Raw genomic sequence first — 22,222 nt, 5'->3', positions numbered from 1 at the left:
AGAAGCGGCATGAGTCAGCTGAGCGGACAGACACATCTTCAAGTCGCAACACGGATGCGCCGTGCACCCACGAGATGGGGGCGTTGGCTGATTTCCGTCTGCCTGCTGATGCTCGTGCAGGGTATGGCGTACGCACAGCTTGCTGAGCGCCACAGCTTCAACGTCCGCGGAGACGTGGAGATGATCGGCAACGCACTATTGACGTGTGCGAGCTGCGATCAGTCCAACAATGCGCTCAGCAACGGCTCGGCGATCGCGATGGCGTTCGTCAATGTCGACGCGGCACAGCTGCCGTCCGGCGTACCGCAGAACTCGTCCACCGCCACGCTCGCATTGCCCAGCGGCGCACGCGTACGTTCCGCCGGGCTCTACTGGGGCGGTCGCTCGGGTGAAAACAATCCGGCACGCGGCACGCTTCAGTTCCGCACGCCTACCGGCGGTTACCAGGCGATCAGTGCAAGCGATCTCAATACGTTCGCGGATCAGGGCGATGCAGGCAGCCGCCCCTATACGGCGTACCGCGATGTCACCGCGTTGGTCGGTGCGGCGGGCGCGGGCACCTATGCGGCCGGCGGACTGACATCCGACGTGAGCGGCAACAACAACGGCGGCGGTCTTGGCAACTATGGTGGCTGGGCACTGATCGTGCTCTACGAGCATGAAGGCAAGCCTTATCGGCGCCTGATGGTGTTCGATGGCGATGCCGGTTACGTCAACGGTACCAATCCGCAGTCGGTGACGATCAGCAACCTGCTCACCCCGGCTGCCGGGGAATTCAATGCGTACATGGGCGCACTCGTTTGGGAAGGCGACGGTGGCATCAGCGGGGATCAGTTCCGTCTGACGGGTGCAGGCGTGCTCAACCCCGGCGCGCTCAGCGACGCGCAGAGCCCGGCCAATAATTTCTGGAACAGCGGCATCAGCCGCCTCGGTCAGCGTTTCACGGCAAAAAATCCCGACTACGTCAACCAGTTTGCGGTGGATCTGAAGCTCGTCGACATTTCCAACATCGCCGCCAACGGATCACGCGCGCGACTCAACAACGGGGCAACTGGCGCAACGCTGCAGTTCACCAGCAGTCAGGACGCTTATTTCCCGCACGCGCTGGTCTTCGTGACCGACATCTTCTTCCCCGATGTCGTCACGTCGCTGTCGAAGCAGGCTCGTCGCGCCGCAACCGGTGAAGTGCTGGGACCGACGAGTGAAGTCCGGCATGGCGAGGAGATCGAGTACGTCGTCTCCTTCACCAACAACGGACAGGATGGCGCCACACGCGTTGTTGTGACCGATCCGATTCCGGCAAACACCAGTTATGTCCCGGGCTCGCTTGTTCTGCTCAGCAACGCCGACGGCGCGACCAGCGGCGGTATGACCGATGCATCCGGCGACGACCTTGCCGACTACGACGCCACCAACAATCGCGTCGTCTTCCGGATCGGCACAGATGCGGATCCGGCCACCGGCGGCATGCTCGCGCCGGGTCAGTCCGCGTCGATGTCGTTCCGCGTGCGCGTCAACACGACCGCCCCTGCCGGAGAATTCATCCGCAATGTGGTGTCGATGCGCCACAACGCGCAGACGGTGCCGTTGCCGCAGGACGTCGAGGGCGAGGCCGAAGCCAATGTGATCGGTCCGATTGTCGCCGCCGCCGATGACATCGGCTTTTGCCCGGTCGATGGTGGCTTCTTCAACATTGTCGACGGCGTTGGCATCTACCAGTACTCGCCTACCTCGCTGACAGACGGCCGCGTGGCCGGTCTGGATTTTCCGGTCGGCGGCAATCTCAACGGCCTGATGGTCGACCCGACCGGGCGCACCCGCCTGCTGTTCCATCAGGGAACGGGCGGCGCGGTCTGGGCCTACGACCCGACACACCCGGACACCCCGGGCTGGTACCGCACGGGCGCGACGATCAACGCGAATCTACCGCGCGCGGGCATGACCTCGGCTGGTGTGGGCTATCTGATCACCGCCGCCATACGTGCCGGCAGCGGTGCGACTGCACAGATGTATCGACTCGAACGTGACGGCGACTACGGGTATCGCGTTGGCGGGCAAAGCACGCTGACCTATGACGTGGCACCAAGCGACTTCGGCTCCGGCGATATCGCGTTCGACAGTCTCGGCGTTGGCTGGCTGGTGGCCGGCAATGATCTGTTCCGCGTCGACGTCAACGCAGGCACGGCAACCCGGCAGCAGAACTTTACTGGCGCACCAGTCGGCGTGAATTACGCCGGCGCGGCATTCGGCGGTGATGGGCGTTTGTACGTGGTCAACAACAGCGGCGGCGCGTACTACGCGATGGATCTGACGCAAGGCACGATGGAGGCCGTCGGCGCATCTTCCAGCAATGCGGGTCGTGATCTGGCCTCATGCAGCTTCCCCGCGATCACGCCGGCGCAGCTGCAGGTCTCCAAGACGCTGGCATCGATCATCCGTGATGGTGGCACCGTGCCGGCGGGCGAGTCCGCAGCACCTGGCGATCTCCTGACGTACGACATCGAAATCCGCCATGTCGGCGGCACCCAGGCGGCCACCGTGTTCGCCGGGGATGTCGTTGAAACCACGCCTGCCAACACCACACACGGAGCGGTCGCGGACGATTTCACCTGTACCGGCAGCACCTGCAGGAACACCGAAGCACGCAACATCCAGCCGGGCCAGAGCACCGCGTTCTCCTTCGTAGTCGAGATCGATGCCGCCCTGCCAGCTACCGTCAGCCAGATCGCCAATACGGTCTCGGTCAACGGCATCGACTGCGCGACGGCCGGAAACGATTGCGACGAGACCACCCCGGTCAACGTCGAGCCCGCGCTCACTTCGTCCAAGGCGCTGACCGCCGTCAACGGCGCCGCGCCTGCAGGCCCGGTGGCAGTGGGCGACGTGCTGACCTACACCGTCGTGGCCACCAACAGCGGCAACGTGACGCTGCCGACGGTCACCGTCACCGACGCACGCATCACGCCGGATGCCATTACCTGCGCGCCACTGCTGGCAGGCGCGAGTTGCACCTTGGTCGGCACGTACACGGTCACGCAGGCCGATGCGAATGCGGGCACCATCGCCAATACCGCGGTCATCACCACGCCTGACACGCCCGAGGTCTGTCCGGCCGGTTCGACTTCGGCGATCTGTCTGCCGACCGTCGAGGTTCCGACCGAGACGCCGGAACCGTCGCTGACGATCGTCAAGACCGCCGGCACGCCGAGCGGCAACGTCGCCGGCAGCACGATCGGCTACAGCTTCCTGGTCACCAACACCGGCAACGTCACGATCACCAACATCGCGATCGACGACAGCCAGCTCGACGCCGCGGCTGTCTGCCCGGTGACGACGCTGGCACCGGGCGCAAGCACCACCTGCACCGGCACGCACACGATCACCCAGGCTGAAGTCGACGCCGGCGAAGTCCTCAACACCGCGACCGCGACCGGCACCCCGCCGGGTGGCGGCACGACGACGAGCCCGCCGGACGAAGAAGACGTGACGCTCGATGTCGAGCCGTCGCTGACGATCGTGAAGACCGCCGGTACGCCGAGCGGCAACGTCGCTGGCAGCACGATCGGCTACAGCTTCCTGGTCACCAACACCGGCAACGTCACGATCGCCAACATCGCGATCGACGACAGCCAGCTCGACGCCGCGGCTGTCTGCCCGGTGACGACGCTGGCACCGGGCGCAAGCACCACCTGCACCGGCACGCACACGATCACCCAGGCTGAAGTCGACGCCGGCGAAGTGCTCAACACCGCGACCGCAACCGGCACCCCGCCGGGTGGTGGTACGACGACGAGCCCGCCGGACGAAGAAGACGTGACGCTCGATGTCGAGCCGTCGCTGACGATCGTGAAGACCGCCGGCACGCCGAGCGGCAACGTCGCCGGCAGCACGATCGGCTACAGCTTCCTGGTCACCAACACCGGCAACGTCACGATCGCCAACATCGCGATCGACGACAGCCAGCTCGACGCCGCGGCCGTGTGCCCGGTGACGACGCTCGCGCCGGGCGCAAGCACCACCTGCACCGGCACGCACACGATCACGCAGGCTGAAGTCGATGCCGGCGAAGTGCTCAACACTGCGACCGCGACCGGCACCCCGCCGGGTGGTGGTACGACGACGAGCCCGCCGGACGAAGAAGACGTCACGATCGAACGCACGCCGGGCATGTCGACCAACAAGGCGCTGGCTGGCAATGCGGACGAGGATGGCAGCGGCACCGTCACGCTTGGCGACACCCTGACCTACACGATCACCGCGACCAACACCGGCACGGTCACTCTGCCCGACGTCGAGATTCGCGACGATCGCATCACGCCGTCGAGCATCGTCTGCGCCAGCCTGGCGCCGGGTGCGGACTGCGTGCTGACCGGTACCTATGTGGTGGCCCAGGCGGACGTGAATGCCGGGCAGGTGATCAATACCGCGGCGATCAGCACAGGCGAACCGGATGTATGTCCGGCCGGCAGCACCTCTGCCGCGTGCCAGCCGACCGTCACGATCGGCGTGACCCCGTACGAGATCGTGGCCATCGACGACAGCTACGGCCCGGTCAACGGCGCCGATGGCGATCCAGCGGTCGGTAACCTGCTCGACAACGACACGCTCAACGGCGTGCCGGCAACGCCGGGCACGGTGACGATCACGGTGGGCACGCTGCCGCCGGGCATCGTGGCCGACCCGAGCACGGGCGTGGTGGGTGTCGAGCCGGGTACACCGGCGGGCACGTACACGTTCGAATACACGATCTGCGAAGTGCTGAACCCGTCGAACTGCGACACCGCGACGGTGACGGTGGTGGTCGAAGCCGCGGAGATCGTGGCGAACGACGACAGCTACGGCCCGGTCAACGGCGCTGATGGCGATCCGTCGGTCGGCAACCTGCTCGACAACGACACGCTCAACGGCGTGCCGGCAACGCCGGGCACGGTGACGATCACGGTGGGCACGCTGCCCCCGGGCATCGTCGTGGATCCGACCACGGGCGTGGTGGGTGTCGAACCGGGTACACCGGCCGGCACGTACACGTTCGAATACACGATCTGCGAAGCGCTGAACCCGTCGAACTGCGACACCGCGACGGTGACGGTGGTGGTCGAAGCCGCGGAGATCGTGGCGAACGACGACAGCTACGGCCCGGTGAACGGCGCCGACGGTGATCCGTCGGTCGGCAATCTGCTCGACAACGACACGCTCAACGGCGTGCCGGCAACGCCGGGCACGGTGACGATCACGGTGGGCACGCTGCCCCCGGGCATCGTGGCCGACCCGACCACGGGCGTGGTGGGTGTCGAGCCGGGTACACCGGCCGGCACGTACACGTTCGAATACACGATCTGCGAAGTGCTGAATCCGTCGAACTGCGATACCGCGACGGTGACAGTGGTGGTCGAAGCCGCGGAGATCGTGGCGAACGACGACAGCTACGGCCCGGTCAACGGCGCCGATGGTGATCCGTCGGTCGGCAACATTCTCGACAACGACACCCTCAATGGCGTGCCGGCAACCCCGGGCACGGTGACGATCACGTTGGGCACGCTGCCGCCCGGCATCGTGGCCGACCCGAGCACGGGCGTGGTGGGTGTCGAACCGGGTACGCCGGCCGGCAGCTATACGTTCGAGTACACGATCTGCGAAACGCTCAACCCCGAGAACTGCGACACCGCGACGGTCACGGTGGTGGTCGAAGCGCCGGACATCGTCGCTGTCGACGACAGCGCGACGACCGATCAGAACACCCCGGTCACGATTCCTGTACTGGACGACGACACGCTCAACGGCGTGCCGGTGGATGCCGGCGACATCACGGTTGTGGAAGTGACGCCGCCGTCCAACGGCAGCATCGTGATCCAGCCCGATGGCACGGTCGTCTATACGCCCAACCCCGGTTTCTCGGGTGATGACAGCTTCGAGTACCGGATCTGCGAAATCATCAATCCGGAGAACTGCGCGACGGCCACGGTGACGGTCACCGTGCGTCCGAACGTCGTCGAGGCGATCGACGACGACGCGGGTACCGCCGAGCCGGGTGTGCCGACACCGGTGGTGGTAGTGGACAACGACAGCAGCACGGGTGCGCCGCTCGATCCGGGTTCGGTCACGGTGGTGACACCGCCCGCGCACGGCATCGTCAACTGCGCGAACGGCATCTGCACCTACACGCCCGAGTTCGGCTTCAGCGGTGAGGACAGCTTCGTGTACCGCGTCTGCGACACGTCCTACCCGACGCCGGTGTGCGACACCGCGACGGTGAAGGTCCGGGTCGAGGGCGATGCACCGCTGCGCATCACGAAGTCGGTGTCGGTGCGTGAGGTCAAGGTCGGCGACCTGGTCCGCTACACGCTGACGGTGGAGAACGTGGGCAACGCGATGGTCACCGGTGCGCAGGTGATCGATACCCCGCCGCAGGGCTTCAGCTACGTGGATGGTTCGATCGTGAGCAGCGACGGCCGGGTGCTGTCGGTGTCGGGCTACAACCCGATCCGCATCGCCAGCCTCGACCTTGCGCCGGGCGACACGATGTCCATCAGCTATCTGCTGCGTGTGGGCGCAGGCATCCGTGCCGGCACCCACATCAACCAGGCGATGGCGCAGACCGGCACGGGTGTGCCGCTGTCGAACATCGCCACTGCACAGGTGCAGACCGCGTTCGATCCGATGCTCGACGACAGCCTGGTGTTCGGCACCGTGTTCGACGATCGCAACGGCGATGGCTGGCAGGCAAACGCGGCATTGCGTGAGGTGCGCGTACAGGGCGGCTTTGCCCCGGACGCCTACGTCGCGGGTTCGACGACGATCGATCGTGGCGACGGCCCGCAGCCGTTGGCCGATGCCAGCGCACCGCTGCTGCACGGCGTCGCGCTCGGCACGATCGCCGGTCGCCAGTCGGTGGCCGATCCGGTCGAGTCGAACCAGATCGTGATCCGGCAGCGTCTGCGCAGTGCGGCATTCACCGGGGACTTCGTCCTCACCAGTGGCGATGGCGCGATGTTGCGCATGGCCGCTGACGGCAGCACGCGCATCGAGCGCAGTGGCGATGTGGCCAAGGGGCTGTCGGCCGCCGAGCCGATGGTGACGCGGCGTGTGTTGCAGGACGGCGAAGGCGTGCTGGTGGAGTACGTGATCGGCAATGCCGGTATCGATGAGCGCGGCATTCCGGGCGTGCGTATCGCGTCGGTGGAAGGTCTGCTGATCGAGACCGACCAGTACGGCCGCTACCACCTGGTCGATGTGCCGGGCGGGAATGCGATGCACGGCCGCAACTTCATCCTGAAGGTGGATCCGTCCACGCTGCCGCCGGGCACCGAGTTCACGACGGCCAACCCGCTCGTCCGGCGCGTGACGCCGGGTCTGCCGGTGCGGTTCGACTTCGGCGTGCGTCTGCCGGTGATCGAACTGCAGGGCGGCAGCGAAGTGGTCGAGCTGGAACTGGGCGAAGTGTTCTTCGCCCCGCAGAGCAGTGCCCTGCGCGAGGCGTATCTGCCGGCGATCGAGGCGATGGCCGGACAGATCGACCGCTATCGCGGTGGTCGCGTGGTGGTGACCGGTGATGGCGAACACGAAGCGCTGGCATTCGCCCGCGCGGCCGCGGTGCGGGATGCGCTGCAGACACGTGTCACGCCGACGGCGGCGGCTGCGCTGACCGTCGAACTGCGCACGCGGGTCAATGACCCGCACGCGCTGGTCGCGGGCGTCGACAACGGCGGCGTGCTGCTCGGCACGGTGCTGTTCGATACGGACCGCGCGGCCATCCGGCCCGAGTTCGAAGCGCTGCTCGATGCAGTGGCGCGTCGCCTCGAGGCCATGGGCGGCGGCATGGTCGGCATCGTGGGCCATACCGATGTGCGCGGTTCGCATGACTACAACGTCGAACTCGGCCTGCGCCGCGCGCAGTCGGTATTCGACGCGCTGTCCGGGCGATTGAGCCCACAGGTACGGGCCAAGACCCGGGTGGAAACAAGCAGGGATCCGGCGGCTTCTGTCGGGGAGACGCGGAAGTGAAAGGGAACCGGATCATGAAGAGGAAGCTGCTCGACGCAGCACTGCTGGCCGTCCTGGCCGGCATGGCATCGAACCACGCGATGGCGCAGGACGCCGTCGCTGCTGCAGCGCCGGCCGACGCGGGCGCTGATGACGCGGCCGCGGCCATGGACTGCGATGCCGACGGCTGTCGCAGCGCTGGCGATCTGCTGTTCCGGCTGCGTACGCGCAGCTACGACCAGCCGGTGACCCAGGGCACCAGCGAGGCGTCGTCGTCGCAGGCACTGCAGCCCGATCGTCGGGTCAGCGTGGCGCTGGAGCAGCCGGGACGGGCGACCGCACTGGGACAGTTCTCGGTGCAGCTGCCCGGCGGCGGTGCGATCTGGGCGACCGAAGATCCCAATCTCGGCCTGCCGGAACTCTCGGTGTCGGCACCGACGATGGTGCCGTTCGAGGACGGACGCATCCTCAAGCCGGTGCGCTTCTACGCGCGCAGCAACTACATCGATTTCGTCGACCGGTTCGAGGTGACGCTCTATCGCGCGGCCGACGTCGATCTGATCGAACCGATCGCGCAGTTCGCGCTGCCGCGTACCGCGGTCGCCGATGCGGAATGGGATGGTGCGCTGCCCGCCGGGCGGCAATACCGTCCGGGCGACGAACTGGTGTACGTGCTGCGCGCCTATGACGCCGCGGGCAACTTCGACGAAACCTTCGTCCAGCGCCTGCAGCTGGTCACGCCGGCCGAAGCCGAACGTGGCGCGCAGATCCTGCGCCAGAGCACCGAGCGTGGCCTGGGCATGGCACTGGGCGCCGAACAGGCCGCCGCGCAGGCACTGGTCGACAACGTGTTTTCCGGCAGTGGCCTGCGTCAGCAGAACATCCCGGTCTACGGCTCGCGCGTGCGCATCACCGGCCGCAATCTGCCCGAAGGGCAGGCGCTGCTGATCAACGGCGAACACTATCCGGTCGATCTGGAGCGCAAGTTCGTCGCCGAATACCTGATGCCGGTCGGCCAGCATCGCTTCGACATCGGCCTGCGTGGACGCGGTGGTGAAGTGTCGACGCACGCACTCGATGTCGACGTGAGCGGGCGATATTTCTTCGGTGTCGGCATCGCCGATGTCACCGTGTTCCAGAACAAGGCCAGTGGTCCGGGCCGCGAGATGGCGCTGGCGGGCCGCGAGAACGACATCCTCAGCGATGGCCGCCTGGCGTTCTACGGCAAGGCCAAGATCGGCGGCAAGTACCTGATCACCGCGCAGGCCGACACGCAGAACCGGCCGCTCAGCGATCTGTTCGACGGCTTCACCGCGGCCGATCCGCAGGACATCTTCCGCCGCGTCGATCCCGACCTGTACTACCCGACCTATGGTGACGACTCGACGACCTATCGCGACGTCGACACCATGGGCCGGTTCTACGTGCGCATGGACTGGGACAAGAACCAGGCGCTGTGGGGCAACTTCTCGACCGGCTTCACCGGCACCGAGTACGGCCAGTACCAGCGCGCCCTCTACGGCGCCGCGCTGGCATGGCGCTCGCGCATGGCCAATGCCTGGGGCGACCCGGGGACCGAACTGCGGGCCTTCGTGTCCGAAGCGCAGACCGCGCCCGGCCACAGCGAGTTCGTCGGCACCGGCACCAGCCTGTACTACCTGCGCCACACCGACGTGCTGCCGGGATCGGAGCAGGTCGTGGTGGAAGTCCGCGATCCGACCACTGGTCGTGTCGAGGCGCGGACCGTGCTGCTGCGCGGTGCCGATTACGAGATCAACGAATTGCAGGGCCGCATCACGCTGACGCGTGCGCTGACCCGGATCACCCGCGAGAATCTGCCGACGATCACCCGTGATGCGCCGCTCGATGGTTTCGAGCAGCGCCTGATCGTGGACTACGAGTGGGTGCCGAACGGCTTCGATCCAGACGAGATCACCGCCGGCGTGCGCGCCAAGCACTGGATCGGCGACCACATCGGCGTCGGCGCCACCTGGGTCGACGAAAGCCGGGCGGGCGAGGACTACACGATGATGTCGGCCGACGTCACGCTGCAGGCCGGCAAGGGCACCTACCTCAAGCTCGAACACAGCCGCACCGAGGCCACGAGTGCACCGGTGTTCTTCTCCGACAACGGCGGTTTCACCTTCACCCGGCTCAATCCGGTCGGTCCGCGCGAAGGCGAGGCGAGTGCGGTCGAACTGCGCGCGAACTTCCGCGAGCTCGGCTGGACCGCGCAGAACTGGAGCACGGGCGCATGGTGGCGCCGCGTCGACGCCGGCTTCTCGGTCGCGCGCTTCGATATCGGCGCCGACGTCGAGGAATACGGCGTCGAAGTGCTGGGCGAGTTCGGCCGCGATGTCGGCTTCTATGCACGCTACAGCCGCGCCGAACGTGGCGCCGAAGCACTGACCCAGGCGCAGGCGACCACCGAATGGCGGCTGTCCGACGTCAGTGCGCTGGCCGCGGAACTGCGCCGGGTGGAAGAAAGCCGCCTCGGCGGTGACGCCACCGGCACGCTCGGCGCGCTGCGCTACACGCATCGCTTCGGGACCGCGCTGGATGTCTACGGCGCCGCGCAGTGGACGCTCGACAACGACGGCGACTATGTCGACAACGATGCCTACACGCTGGGTGGCCGCTACAACTTCGCCAACCTGTCGAACGTCGGCGCCGAAGTCACCACCGGCGATCGCGGCGACGGCGCGCAGGTCAATGGCGAATACCGCCTGACCCCGCAGCACAGCTTCTACGGCGCCTACACCTATTCGACCGACACCACCGAATACGACCCGCTGTTCAATCGTGCGCAACAGAACGGCTGGACGCTGGGCCAGCGCTGGCGCCTGTCGAACCAGGTCAACGTGTTCAACGAGAGCCAGTTCCTCAAGTCGCGCAACGAGTCGGGACTGGCGCACACCTACGGCATGGATTTCTATCCGGCCGTCGGCTGGAATCTCGGTATGACGCTGTCCGATGGCGAGCTGAACAACCGCGATGGCGGCCAGGTCGACCGGCGCGCGATCAGCCTGTCGGGCGGTCGCACCTCCAGTGCAACCGACTGGCAGAGCAAGCTCGAATGGCGCGAGGACACCGGCGCGGAACGCCGCACGCAGTGGATCACCACCAACCGCGTGCAGCACCGCCTCAACGAAAGCTGGCGCGTCGCCGCGCGCTTCAACTACGCCGACACCCAGGACGATCTCGATCCGCGCGCCAGCGCGAAGTTCATCGAGAGCAACCTCGGCTTCGCGTATCGCCCGTGGGACGGATCGCGCTGGGGCCTGTTCGGCCGCTACACGTATCTGTACGACCTGGCGACGCTGGGCCAGCTGGGCGGCGCGGATTACGACCAGAAGTCGCAGGTGCTCTCGCTCGAAGGCGTGTACCGCATCGACGACCGCTGGGAAGTCGCCGGCAAGCTCGCACGCCGCGAAGGCGAAGCGCGTTACGGCCGCGGCACCGGCGCGTGGTTCGACTCGGCGACGACCTTCGCCGCCAGCCAGCTGCGCTACGAACTGCTGCACAAGTGGCACGCGCTGGCCGAGTACCGCTGGCTCGACGTCGACGACGGCGGCACCCGGCAGGGCTGGATGGCCGGCGTCGATCGCGACATCGGCCGCAACCTACGCGTCGGTGCGGGCTACAACTTCACCGATTTCAGTGACGACCTCACCGATCTCGATTACGACCACCGCGGTTTCTACGTCAACTTCGTCGGCAGCTACTGAGCCACGCCGACCGCCTGGACACGTCCGGGATATGGAACGTGGTGGCGATGTCCGGCGGGTGCCGGGCGTCGCCACTGCTGCACGCAGCTCCAGACCTCAGGCGGCGCGGTCTTCGCGTGCGGCGTCCTCCCACGCGAGGGGGAGGCGGAGCCGGAACGTCGTACCCGCGCCCGGCTGGCTGTCCACCGCGATCGTGCCGTGCGCGTCGGTCACAAGACCTGCGACGACGGCCAGACCCAGTCCGGTGCCCTGCCCGACAGGGCGTGTGGTGAAGAACGGTTCGAAGATCTTCTGATGGAGGTCGTCCGGTATGCCGTGGCCGGTGTCGCTGACCTCGATCAACAGATGATCGTCTGCGGACGGCGTCACGCGCAGCGTGAACCGGCCGCCTTCCGGCATCGCCTGGGCCGCGTTCGCAGTGAGATTGAGCAGTGCCAACGCGAACTGGGCCCGGTCGAACAGGATCGGGCAGGGCGCGTCGGCGATCTCGAGCGACAGCGGGATCCGCGGACCCAGTGTCTGTCGCAGCATCGGAACGATCTCCCGCGTGGCTTCGGCGGCATCGAACCGTTCGATCTGCCGGTCATCGTCGCGGGCGAAGTGCAGCAGTTTGTGGGTGATCGCCGTCGCGCGGCGGACGGCCATTTCCAGTCCACTGAGGACGGCGTCGAGTTCCCCCGGCGTGTCCGCATGCCGGCCGCGGTCGATGTAGCCCAGCATCAATGTCAGCAGATGATTGAAATCGTGGGCGACGCCGCTGGCCATGCGGCCGACGGCCTCGACCCGCTGCGCATGCAGAAGCTGTGCCTGCGCGCGCTCGCGCGCCTCGATCTCCTTGGTCAGGCGCAGGTTTGTTTCGGCGAGCGAAGTGGCTTGCCGCGTCGCCTCGCGCAGGCTCGCACGCAAGGCGGTCACCGTGCGGTCCACAACGATCGTGATCAAGAGAAACATGATCGCCCTGACACCGACATCGGCCAGCGCCTCCGAAAGCGGCTCTCCGGTCCGGCTGGCGTCGGTGTGGGCTCCCAGCGCCATTGCGAGGATCAGCACTCCATAGATTGACCATAACGCGCCCCGGCCGACCATCATGCCGGCGACAAGCAGCCACATGACTTGGATAGGCTGCTCGAATGTGTGCGACGCCAGACCCGCCATGGAATACGACACCAGCATCATTACGGCGACGACGAGCAGCATCTGTCGGACGGCCCACTGGAACTTCGCTCGACGAATCAGAACAAAGGACCAGATCGCCAACGCGCTGATGACAAGGCTGGTTGCCAGAGATGCGGTTTCGCCCGGACGCCAAGCCACATCGCTAAAGAAAACGCGATAGGCCCAGAGCATTGGCGGGAGACTGCCTAACAGTCCCAGAACAGCCTGCAGCATGGGGGCATTGCGGCGATCCACAGGATCGACGATGGCTGGTACATCGAACACGGCACGCGCGCGGCTGAGCATCAACGGTCTCCTCTCACAAGGTCTATTACCAAAAGCACTGGGATCCCAGTGGGACTTGCGCACCCTAATAATATGGTGTGCAAATGCGGGGAAAGCGATCGAAAAATCTCTGCCGGTCTCATTTACATCGAAGCATGAGGGAGGCATTTTTACTTTGGGCACGGTGCGCTGAAGGGAGTGACTTCTTCTCTTGCAATCCTTGTAGTTCTTCGGGCCCCAATCTTTATTTCTGAAGCACGTCGAATGAGAGGAAGGTAAGGACAAGGTGTCATGGGGGCGTCTCATTTATCGCCTCGCAATAGCGTTCGCACTGCAGAATCAGGCCCAAGGGGAGGGCGCATGGACAAGCCGTATTACCTGATCGATTTCGAGAACGTGCAGCCCAAGGCGCTCGATCGTCTCAAGCCAGGGACGTCGCGCGTCAAAGTGTTTCTGGGGGCGCAGCAGACCAAGGTGATGCTCGACCTGGTCCAGGCGTTGCAGCCGTTCGGTACGGACGCGGAGTACATCCAGATCACCGGCAGCGGACCGGATGCAGTGGATTTCCACATCGCCTACTACATCGGATGCCTGTCCGCGAAGGAGCCGAGCGCGAAGTTCCGGATCGTCTCGAAGGACACAGGTTTCGATCCGCTGGTGCGTCACCTCAAGGCAAAGGGCGTCGACTGCACGCGAATCCCGGAACTCGGTCCCGTCTCGAAACCGGTTGCGGTCGGGACAGAGCCCAAGAAGCCGAGCGCGGTAACGCCCGTTGCCAAAGCGCCGGAAGCTGTCGCTGCAAAGCCGGTCGTTGCGAAGCGCGCGAAGACGTCGCGGATCAGTTTCGTGGTCGATCCCCCGGCATCCACCTCGACATGCAAGACACCAGGACTCTCCAGCGCGGCCCACGCCAAAGCCGTGCTCGCGCTTCTGGCGAAGTCCACAAAGCCGGGCACACTGTCCGGGCTGCGGGCCTCCATCAAGTCATGGCTCAAGCCCGCCTTGGACGACAAGACGATCGACGCCGTGCTGCAGAGCCTCAAGGACGCCCGCCACATCGTGGTCGTTGGCACCAAGGTTACTTACCCGCCAAGCTGACCGGCGCTCTACGAAGTAACGGGTCAGGTTCACGTATTCTCGAGGTACGACATTGATGGCATCCGACGCGCTTCAGGGGCTCACGCGCCAGAGCAGTGAAACCATCGGCTTTGTTCTGGCGTCCCTCTTCAGCTCTGCCATCGTCCGGGACGAGTTGAGAGAGTGGTGCTTCAAAGTGGTTGGCGAGCTTGAGCTCGCGGAGGCGCCCTCCTACCTGTTCGACTTGGCGGACTGTGACGGCTCGCCTGTTGAGATCTACCGGGCTATCGGATTTGTACGGTCTTGGCGGAGCTCGGAGGTCGAGCGCGCCGCACTGTTGGGCATTGCGGTCCGCCGTGGGCATCAACGTGAGGATTGGCCTGTGCCGCCAGCGAAAGCGCTGGAGGCATTGATGCGGAGCCCCGAGATCGAAGGGCGCTTCCGCGAGACGTTTACGTTCATCGACATCTGAAGCGGGCCGACCGCTGAAGGTCGCGACCCAGGGCCGGATTTGTGGCTGCCCCGAATGCTCGCCACAATCGGATCCCCTGTTGGATCCAGACGGAGTGGGTCGAATGCGCTCACGTACTTTGATCATCGCAGCGCTGTTGATGATGTTCGCAGCCGCAGCCGCAGCGAAGCCACCCGCTGAGACAGCCTTCAACGAGTGGTTGGACGCATTCAACCGCAATGATCGTGCTGCGCTGACAGAGTTCAACGCACGACGATTCGGCGAGCCGGAGCACAACATCGAGTACCTGCTCGATAGCCGCGAAGAGACCGGCGGCCTGGATGTGGTCACGATCGAACGCAACGAGCCCTTGGAGTTCGTCGCGTTGACGCAGGAGCGCAGCTTTCCCGTCCAACGACGCATCACCGTGCAGGTCGAGGACGCAGCGTCGGGACGTCTCGAACACATCACACAAGCGCCGCTGCAGATTCCGCAGTCGAAAGCTTTGGAAGCGTTCGACGCGTTCGCCACGCAACTGACGGCAGCGGATCGCTTCTCGGGTGTGCTGGTCATCGAGCAGAACGGCCAGCGTCTCTACGCCAAGCCTTTTGGGCTCTCCAATCGCGAAGACGACATGCCGGTGCAGTTGGACACGCCGTTCCTGTTCGCATCGCAAGGCAAGATGTTCACCGCCGTGGCGGTGCTGCAGTTGGTCGATGCCGGGAAAGTCGGCCTTGACGATCCCATCGGTAAGTTCCTGCCGGACTACCCCAACAAGACGATGACGGCCGTCACCATCCGGCAGCTGCTGTCGCATCAGGGTGGCACCGGCGACATCGGCGTGCTGCAGCCGGACGAAGGCGCGAACCGCGCCTTGGTGCGTTCCATTGCCGATCTGATCAAGCTCAACGGCGACCGCGCACCGGCATTCCCGCCGGGATCGGACTTCGAGTACTCGAACTACGGCTTCCTGCTGCTCGGCGCCGTGGTCGAGGCGGTCAGCGGCCAGAGCTACTACGACTACGTCGCCGAACACATCTTCGCGCCGGCCGGCATGACGGCCACACGCTTCCCGACGCTGGAGCAGATGGGTGATGTCGCCCGTGGCTACACGCAGACCGACGACGGCACGCTGGTGCCGAGCGCCGATCAGTTGCCATGGCGCGGCACGCCTGCAGGCGGCGGCGTCACCACCGCCGATGATGAAGTGCGATTCGTCGAAGCGCTCAGGGCCGGCAAGCTGATCCCGCTGCCGCTGCTGGAGGAGGCGATCAAGCAGCAGACCGACTGGTACGGCTACGGCTTCATCTCGTCAGGCCCACCCGAGTTTCCGCACTGGGGCCACGGCGGCGGCGCACCCGGCAACAGCGCTGCCTTGTCGATCTATCCGACCAACGACATGACCATGGTCTGCCTCAGCAACCGCGACCCGCCGGTCTGCGACCGCCTGCTGACGCGGCTGCATTGGCATCTGTCGCCGCCGACGGTGTCAACCGAGGGAGCTGCGGAGTGATCCGCTCGCGACGCGGGTCGACAGGTCGCGTCTTCGCAAGCCGCCCAGGCAGGCGGATCTCACCAGGTCAGGGTGAAGTGGGCGATAAAGTCACACTCGCGCTCCCATATACCGGTGCAACCGACTCGTCCCATTGCATCCACCGCTTCGTGGAGCGCGTCGTCGCTCAGTCCACCGACGTTGATGCTCTAGGTCAGCTCGCGACGACCCATCGCCTTCTGCCTCCGCACGTGCGCCTTTAGTTCGGCGACGACGGAATGCATCGTGCGGCGAGGTAGCGTGGTGACAGCGAAATCGTGGGCATACGCGAGACGTGTCATCGCAACTCTCCAACTTGTGAGCAGTCGCCTGGAGAGATGGGTACGTGCGGGAAGCAGGGTGCAGATGCAGACTTCAGGGAACGTCTGCAGGCAACTTCTTGAAAGAGGGGCGGTGTCTCCAGATTTGAGTCCTGGTAAGCAGTCCTGCGTGGACACCAGCAGGCCGGCTTACGCCGCAAGGTGTTGATGCGGCTGGCAGTCGGCACTGTGCCTCGCACACGCTGGATCTCCTTCAGCTGAATAGGAGCAAATGGTTCGAGGAAGGTGCGACAACGTGTCGCGTAGAGGGGCTCCTGGACAGGTCTAAGATGCCGCCTGACGGCATGCACAACTGGATGCTGCTGAAGCCGCGATGTGAGGTGAACCGTGCACCTCACGATCGGTGGTATCGAGTGCCGGCCTGGATGAAATCGAAATGTACGATTGGTTCCCCATAGTCTTCATCGTGTTCAAGGTGGTCGTGCTCGGCACGGGCATGTTCTTCGCCATCAAGTGGCATCACGACCAGGCGAAGAAGGACGAACAGGACAAGACGGACGCCCAGGCGAGGCGGGGCGCGTGAAGACAGAAGACGAGACCAACGGGCCGTAAGTGCCGGCCGTACGTCCTGTGTTGAGTGGATCGATGCCCGCCGCGGGTCGTGTGACGCAGGTCGAACCTGTTTTCGATGCAGGCAGCGTGGTGGGTCTGTAGGCCCGCAAATCCACGCAGCGTGTGTCGATGGATCGAGCGGGCGCACCAGGCGCCCCCTCGATCCGCAGCATGGTGTGCAAGCGCCGACGCTTCTGAGGGCACCAGGGCAGCGCGGGGTCAGCCGCGCTGCTGCACGCGCCGTGTGCCGGCTTAGTCGGCCGAGGCGATCCGCACGTCGCCCGGCATGCCGTCGGCATTGAAGCTGATGGCCAGCAGCGCTTCGGCATACGCGGTGCCGTGGTTGCTGTTGGTCAGGGCTGCGAACACTTCGTCAGGCGTTTGTGCGACGGCGATCGCCTGCTCCGGCGACAGCGGGTTCGGCGACTGCACGCCACTGTCGAGCGCTTCGAGTACGCCCGGGTCCATCTGCGTGCCGACGTAGGTACGCGCCAGGTCCCGCAGCTGCATCAGCTCGGCGCTAGTCATCTGCAACTGGACGTGCTGGTTGTTGTCGGCGAAGTCGTTGGCCTGCGAGGGGTCGTAGGCACTCTCGATGTAGTTGGCCGAGGCGGGGTCGATATCGGCGTAGACGACGCGCCAGGTGGCGTCGTCGTGGTTGAGCGTGCCGTCGGCATTGACGGTCGCGGTCACCTCGCTGGTAATGCCGGTCGCCGAGGTATAGGTGTTGGTGTAATCCACGGTGCCGTCGGCCCAGCGGGTCTGGGTGATGGTGCCGTTGGATTCGCTCGAGAAGCCGACCGACAGCGGTCCCAGCTCCGCGCCGATGCTGCGCGCGAACTCGTGCGAGAACACTTCCGTCGTGCCCGACTGCTGCACACCCGGCGGCGCCCAGTCCGGAATGGTGCCGCCGCTGATGAAGGCCTGATACGCAGCCTGGCCTTCCGCGGTCGATAGGTCGAGGCGCGCGATCTGCATTTCGCGCGATTCCATGCTCAGCTCCGAACCGAAGCCCACCGCAACCGCGCCCTGTCGTCCGATGCCGAAGAACGAGGCGTTCTCCACGGTGTCCACCGGCCCGGAGTAGATCTCGACCATCGAGCCTTCCAGGCGCGTCACGCCGAAGCCCAGGCCCGACAGTTCCGCCGTCGTGCCGCCCATCGTGAACACTTTGTAGTTCGCTTCGAACGCGCTGCCGGTCAGCGCCTGGCCGCGCATCAGCACGGAGGTGCCGGCCGCCATGTTCATCGGGTCGAGGGGATTGGGCAGGCCGTCGACATTGCCGTCCGCCAGCTGCGTGCCCTGATCCGCGGTCACCGTGGCTTCGTAACTCAGCTGCGTGCCGGTGAACTCGGTGTAGGAGCCCGAGACCGGCAAGCCCTTCATGACCTGCCGCAGGACGGGGGAGTCGCCGATGAGCTGACGCGCGGCATCCGGCAGTTGGCCGAGACGGTCCGCCCAGCCGTAGAGACGCTGCAGCGGCGTCTTGCTCAGGTCCACGCCCACGCCGCCCTGCACGGTGACGGACGCTTCGAAGCGCTGGGTCTGCGCGAAGTCCACGCCGGTCGTGACATCGGACAACGAAATTTCCGCGCCGGCATCCAGCTGGTAGCCGGCGGACGGGCCCACCAGGTTCGGTGTGCCCAGTCCGGCGCCCTGGGTGAAGCTCACCTGGCTGCCGGGATTGATCGCAAGCGACAGGATGTCGTCGGGGAATGTCGCGAGCAGTTCGCGGGCGGCGTCCAGGGTTTCGCCACTGGCATCGGCCGGAATGTCGACGCCCACCGCGGCCAGCGCGCCGCGGATCTGTTCGGGTGTGAACTGCGCGGTGTCGGCCGTGCTCGCGCCGCTGTCGAGATAGGAGGGAATCGTCGTCGGCGATGCCGTCGCCTCGTCGACGATGCGCTGCAGCTCGTTCGCGTACGGATTCTGCGCCCACGCCTGCTGCGCCTGCTGGAATTCCATGTTGGCAGTGGCGGGCGGCAGCGCGTCGTAGTCGCTGCGCTGCGGCGCCAGACGATCGAGGGCTTGCTGGGCCGCATCGGCACGCGTGGCGTTGTAAACACTGTTGCGGCTCTCGACGATCGACTGGCGGTCCTCGGGCGGCAATCGCAGCTGCCCCAGGTCCGCATGGTTGGGCGTCGGCAGCGCATGCAATGCCGCGACGGCATCCTGCGCCGTGGTTGCCCCGGCCACCGTGGGCGCAGGCAAGGGTTCGACGGGCGGCGCGGCGGGCGCGGCCGGCGCCTGTTGCGACTGGAAGCTGGCGCGGACGGAAGCCTGATCCTCGGGTGGCAGGCGGTGGTAGGTCTGTGCGTTGATACCGTAGATCGAGCTCATGGGCAGGCCGAGAGAATCGGAGGAAGACCGCATGCTAGGTCGACGCGCGTGGCGCCGGCATTGGGGGCTGCCCTAGGCGATGGGCGTGGCTGGCACGCACGGTCATGAAGTGCCGGCGCGCGTGCTGAACGTCGCCCTCAGAGAATTAACGTGTCAGGTTTATTTCTCACGCGCGGTGGACGCGCGGCTGCTCAGTGCGCCCAAGCCACTCGTCCAGCATCGATTCCGACATGGGCCGCGCGAACAAATAACCCTGGAAGTGGTCGCAGCCCATCCCGATCAGCAGGTCGCGCTGTGCGACCGTTTCGACGCCTTCGGCCAATGCGCTCATGTGCATCACCTGGGAGATCTCGATGATCTTGGCCAGCAGGCGCTGCGCGCTGTCCTGCGTGGAGGCTTCCATGACGAACTGGCGGTCGATCTTGAGCTTGCGCACCGGTAGCTGGCGCAGCGTGGCCAGGGACGAATAGCCGGTGCCGAAGTCGTCCAGCGCCCAGGTGATGCCCAGCGCCTCGATGGCCCGCATCTTGTCGACGATGGCCGCGGTGTTGGTGGACAGCGCGGACTCGGTGAGTTCCAGCTCCAGCAGGGTCGGGTCGATGCCGGCTTGGCGGATGACGGCGGTGAGGGACGGCGTGAAGTGTTCGTCCATCAGCTGCATCGGGCTGACGTTGACCGCGATGCGGAGATGCCGGGTGTGCGCCGCGCCGGACCACGCCTCGAGCTTGTCGCAGGCCTGGCGCAGGACTTCCAGACCGATGTCGCTGATCAGCGTGCTTTCTTCGGCCACCGGGATGAAGACATCCGGTGACAGCAGGGTGCCAGATGGGTGGCGCCAACGCGCCAGCGCTTCCACGCCGGTGACCGCGCCGTCGCCGCGCACCTGCGGCTGGTAGTGCACTTCGATCTCGCCGTTGCGCACGGCGCGTCCCAGTTCGCGTTCGAGCTGCAGGCGCTTGCCGACATCCGCGCGGTAGATCCTGAAGATGGCCGCGAGCAGCGCGATGGCCACGAGAATGTTCGACCGTGCACCCCACTCCCGCACTTCGACTGGCGGCGAGATCTGTGGCGCCAGTGGATCGAGTGCGCCGGCCGCGAACGCGGCGAATGCTGCCAGGCAGATCAAGGGGAAGATCAGCGAGCCGTAGCGCTCGCGCGCTTCGAAGGTGAAGGCCGCGCCTGCCGCGAGCGGGAGCAGGAACATGTGCGCCGAGCGCGGCACCCATTCGATGGGCGCGTCGATCAGCGAGATGGCGCACGTCGCGATCAGGATGCCGTGGGCGACGAACAGGATCGACCTGCCGTCGCTGCGCCTGCTGCGGGCCAATGCCATTACGCCAACGACCATGACACCCACGAACAGGACCGAGAGGTCCGCGCGGTCGAAATACCAGTAGCACAGCGCCCACGCCAGCCCGAGCGACATGCACGCCAGGCCTGTCATCGTCAGGATGGCGGCCACCTTCTCGCGACGCGCGGTGGTCTGGAATTTCAGCATTCCGTGCTGCTCGCGCCGTTGATGTCCATCATGGTGTTGCTCGTTCTTTCAGCGCTGGCGCGACGTGGCTACATCAATTCGTCTTCCCGTGAAAAGGCTGATTGAGCAAGGTCAACTGGGGGGACGTTCTGGCGCATCCGACGCGGCGTCGAGGGCGGCGCCGATCTGGTCCGGATGATGCCTGTTCCGTATTCATCTTTGGGCCGCAACTTGCGGCCAGCGTCGTCAACTGCGAACGCTGTCACAGCGTTCGGCACTGATGTGTCGCTGTGTGCGCAGCGGATCCTCTGACCGCCATGCGCTCGCCAGCAAATCGTCGGGCGCACCGGAACGACAGTGGCGCCTCGCTTCTAGGAAGGCTGCCTGCGTGTGAGCAGTTGCACCTCGCCCGTATCGGCGGGACGGCCACCCGGGCGCTTCGTTCGAAGCGCAGCCATCGGCGCGTGCCGATGGGCCACGCGCTCGCAGAATGTGCAGCCCGCTTGGCGTTACCAGGTCAGCGTGTAATGGGCGACGAAGCCGTACTCGCGCTCCCACGCGCCATTGCAGCCGACACGCGCCATGGCGGCCAGGGCATCGTCGAGCGTCGCGTCGTCGAGTCCGCCGACGTTGACACTCCAGGCCAGCTCGCGCCGCCCCATCGCTTTCTGCCGTCGCACATGCGCCTTCAGTTCGGCAACGACGATGTGCATCGTGCGGCGGGGCTGGGCGGTGACGGTGAAAGCGTGTGCATTGTCGGGGCGCGCCATCGCAACTCTCCAATGTGTGAGCACGGGCTTGAACAGCGAGATACGGGCGGGCCGTGAATCGCGGATGCACCTGAGAACGCCAGTGGTGCGGAGATCGGAGATGCAGGGACCGCCGACCTTGCGCAATCGCGGCCATGCGCGACAGCTCGGTCACGGTCGCGATTGCGCGGGTAGCGTTGGGCAGCTCCAGGGCTGGGCGGTGCGACAAACGGTCGCGCGGGCGGGGCGTGGGAGAGGACTAAGATGCCACTCGACGGCACGCACACCTGGATGCTGCTGAAGCGGTGTCGTGAGGGCGAGCATGCGCCTCACGATCGGTGGTATCGCGTGCCGGCCCGGATGACATCGAAATGTACGATTGGTTCCCGATAGTGTTCATCGTGTTCAAGGTGGTCGTGCTCGGCGTGGGCATGTTCTTCGCCATCAAATGGCATCACGATCAAGCCAAGAAGGATGCGCAGGACGAGAAGGACGCGCAGGCGAAAAAGGCGCAGCATGCGAAACAGAGCGAGACCGACGCACCCTGAGTGCGCCT

Annotated in this window: 11 protein-coding genes; 7 read left to right on the top strand and 4 right to left on the bottom strand. The window is 65.7% G+C overall.

The window, feature by feature from the left end:
- Window positions 1-108 precede the first annotated feature (108 nt).
- Window positions 109-8,001, top strand: coding sequence for a DUF7507 domain-containing protein (locus AC3A5T_RS01055; RefSeq protein WP_487626965.1), 7,893 nt, complete (start codon window positions 109-111; stop codon window positions 7,999-8,001).
- Window positions 8,002-8,015: 14 nt separating this feature from the next.
- The gene (locus tag AC3A5T_RS01050; RefSeq protein ID WP_487626964.1) at window positions 8,016-11,708 is read left to right on the top strand and encodes a hypothetical protein; all 3,693 of its coding nucleotides are present in this window, start codon (window positions 8,016-8,018) and stop codon (window positions 11,706-11,708) included.
- 96 nt (window positions 11,709-11,804) lie between these two features.
- Here the strand turns inward: AC3A5T_RS01050 and AC3A5T_RS01045 are convergent, their stop codons facing one another.
- Window positions 11,805-13,169 (bottom strand): sensor histidine kinase, encoded by a 1,365-nt coding sequence (locus AC3A5T_RS01045; protein WP_487626963.1) that lies wholly within the window; start codon window positions 13,167-13,169, stop codon window positions 11,805-11,807.
- A 339-nt stretch (window positions 13,170-13,508) separates the two neighbouring features.
- On the opposite strand from AC3A5T_RS01045, the gene AC3A5T_RS01040 reads away from it, so the two are divergent.
- The 4 genes from AC3A5T_RS01040 to AC3A5T_RS01025 all read left to right on the top strand — a co-directional run bounded on the left by AC3A5T_RS01040 (window position 13,509) and on the right by AC3A5T_RS01025 (window position 17,071).
- Window positions 13,509-14,246, top strand: coding sequence for a PIN domain-containing protein (locus AC3A5T_RS01040; RefSeq protein WP_487626962.1), 738 nt, complete (start codon window positions 13,509-13,511; stop codon window positions 14,244-14,246).
- A 55-nt stretch (window positions 14,247-14,301) separates the two neighbouring features.
- Window positions 14,302-14,697, top strand: a complete 396-nt coding sequence (locus AC3A5T_RS01035; RefSeq protein ID WP_487626961.1) for a hypothetical protein — start codon at window positions 14,302-14,304, stop codon at window positions 14,695-14,697.
- 103 nt (window positions 14,698-14,800) lie between these two features.
- Entirely contained in the window at window positions 14,801-16,189 is a 1,389-nt protein-coding gene (locus AC3A5T_RS01030; protein ID WP_487626960.1) for a serine hydrolase domain-containing protein, read from the top strand.
- A 735-nt stretch (window positions 16,190-16,924) separates the two neighbouring features.
- Window positions 16,925-17,071: a hypothetical protein gene (locus AC3A5T_RS01025; RefSeq protein ID WP_487626959.1), complete on the top strand. Its 147-nt coding sequence runs from the start codon at window positions 16,925-16,927 to the stop codon at window positions 17,069-17,071.
- Window positions 17,072-17,352: 281 nt separating this feature from the next.
- Here the strand turns inward: AC3A5T_RS01025 and AC3A5T_RS01020 are convergent, their stop codons facing one another.
- From AC3A5T_RS01020 to AC3A5T_RS01010, 3 genes are all read right to left on the bottom strand, one after another.
- Window positions 17,353-19,440, bottom strand: coding sequence for a hypothetical protein (locus AC3A5T_RS01020; RefSeq protein WP_487626958.1), 2,088 nt, complete (start codon window positions 19,438-19,440; stop codon window positions 17,353-17,355).
- Between the two features lie 166 nt (window positions 19,441-19,606).
- Window positions 19,607-20,938, bottom strand: coding sequence for a putative bifunctional diguanylate cyclase/phosphodiesterase (locus AC3A5T_RS01015; RefSeq protein WP_487626957.1), 1,332 nt, complete (start codon window positions 20,936-20,938; stop codon window positions 19,607-19,609).
- A 488-nt stretch (window positions 20,939-21,426) separates the two neighbouring features.
- Complete coding sequence (locus AC3A5T_RS01010) at window positions 21,427-21,687, bottom strand: hypothetical protein (protein WP_487626956.1); 261 nt, start codon at window positions 21,685-21,687, stop codon at window positions 21,427-21,429.
- A gap of 350 nt (window positions 21,688-22,037) precedes the next feature.
- On the opposite strand from AC3A5T_RS01010, the gene AC3A5T_RS01005 reads away from it, so the two are divergent.
- Window positions 22,038-22,214 carry a hypothetical protein gene (locus AC3A5T_RS01005; protein ID WP_487626955.1) on the top strand — a complete coding sequence of 59 codons (177 nt, stop codon included), beginning with the start codon at window positions 22,038-22,040 and terminating at the stop codon, window positions 22,212-22,214.
- Window positions 22,215-22,222 lie beyond the last annotated feature (8 nt).

Source organism: Luteimonas sp. Soil_C_16, from assembly GCF_057657295.1.
This window is presented reverse-complemented; position numbering and strand designations above follow the sequence as displayed.

Excerpts from the sequence above, each read along its gene's own strand:
- AC3A5T_RS01055 (WP_487626965.1), top strand. The coding sequence starts at position 109 with ATGCTCGTGCAGGGTATGGCGTACGCACAGCTTGCTGAGCGCCACAGC.
- AC3A5T_RS01050 (WP_487626964.1), top strand. The coding sequence starts at position 8,016 with ATGAAGAGGAAGCTGCTCGACGCAGCACTGCTGGCCGTCCTGGCCGGC.
- AC3A5T_RS01035 (WP_487626961.1), top strand. The coding sequence starts at position 14,302 with ATGGCATCCGACGCGCTTCAGGGGCTCACGCGCCAGAGCAGTGAAACC.
- AC3A5T_RS01040 (WP_487626962.1), top strand. The coding sequence starts at position 13,509 with ATGGACAAGCCGTATTACCTGATCGATTTCGAGAACGTGCAGCCCAAG.
- AC3A5T_RS01025 (WP_487626959.1), top strand. The coding sequence starts at position 16,925 with ATGTACGATTGGTTCCCCATAGTCTTCATCGTGTTCAAGGTGGTCGTG.
- AC3A5T_RS01015 (WP_487626957.1), bottom strand. The coding sequence starts at position 20,938 with ATGCTGAAATTCCAGACCACCGCGCGTCGCGAGAAGGTGGCCGCCATC.
- AC3A5T_RS01010 (WP_487626956.1), bottom strand. The coding sequence starts at position 21,687 with ATGGCGCGCCCCGACAATGCACACGCTTTCACCGTCACCGCCCAGCCC.
- AC3A5T_RS01005 (WP_487626955.1), top strand. The coding sequence starts at position 22,038 with ATGTACGATTGGTTCCCGATAGTGTTCATCGTGTTCAAGGTGGTCGTG.
- AC3A5T_RS01030 (WP_487626960.1), top strand. The coding sequence starts at position 14,801 with ATGCGCTCACGTACTTTGATCATCGCAGCGCTGTTGATGATGTTCGCA.
- AC3A5T_RS01020 (WP_487626958.1), bottom strand. The coding sequence starts at position 19,440 with ATGAGCTCGATCTACGGTATCAACGCACAGACCTACCACCGCCTGCCA.
- AC3A5T_RS01045 (WP_487626963.1), bottom strand. The coding sequence starts at position 13,169 with ATGCTCAGCCGCGCGCGTGCCGTGTTCGATGTACCAGCCATCGTCGAT.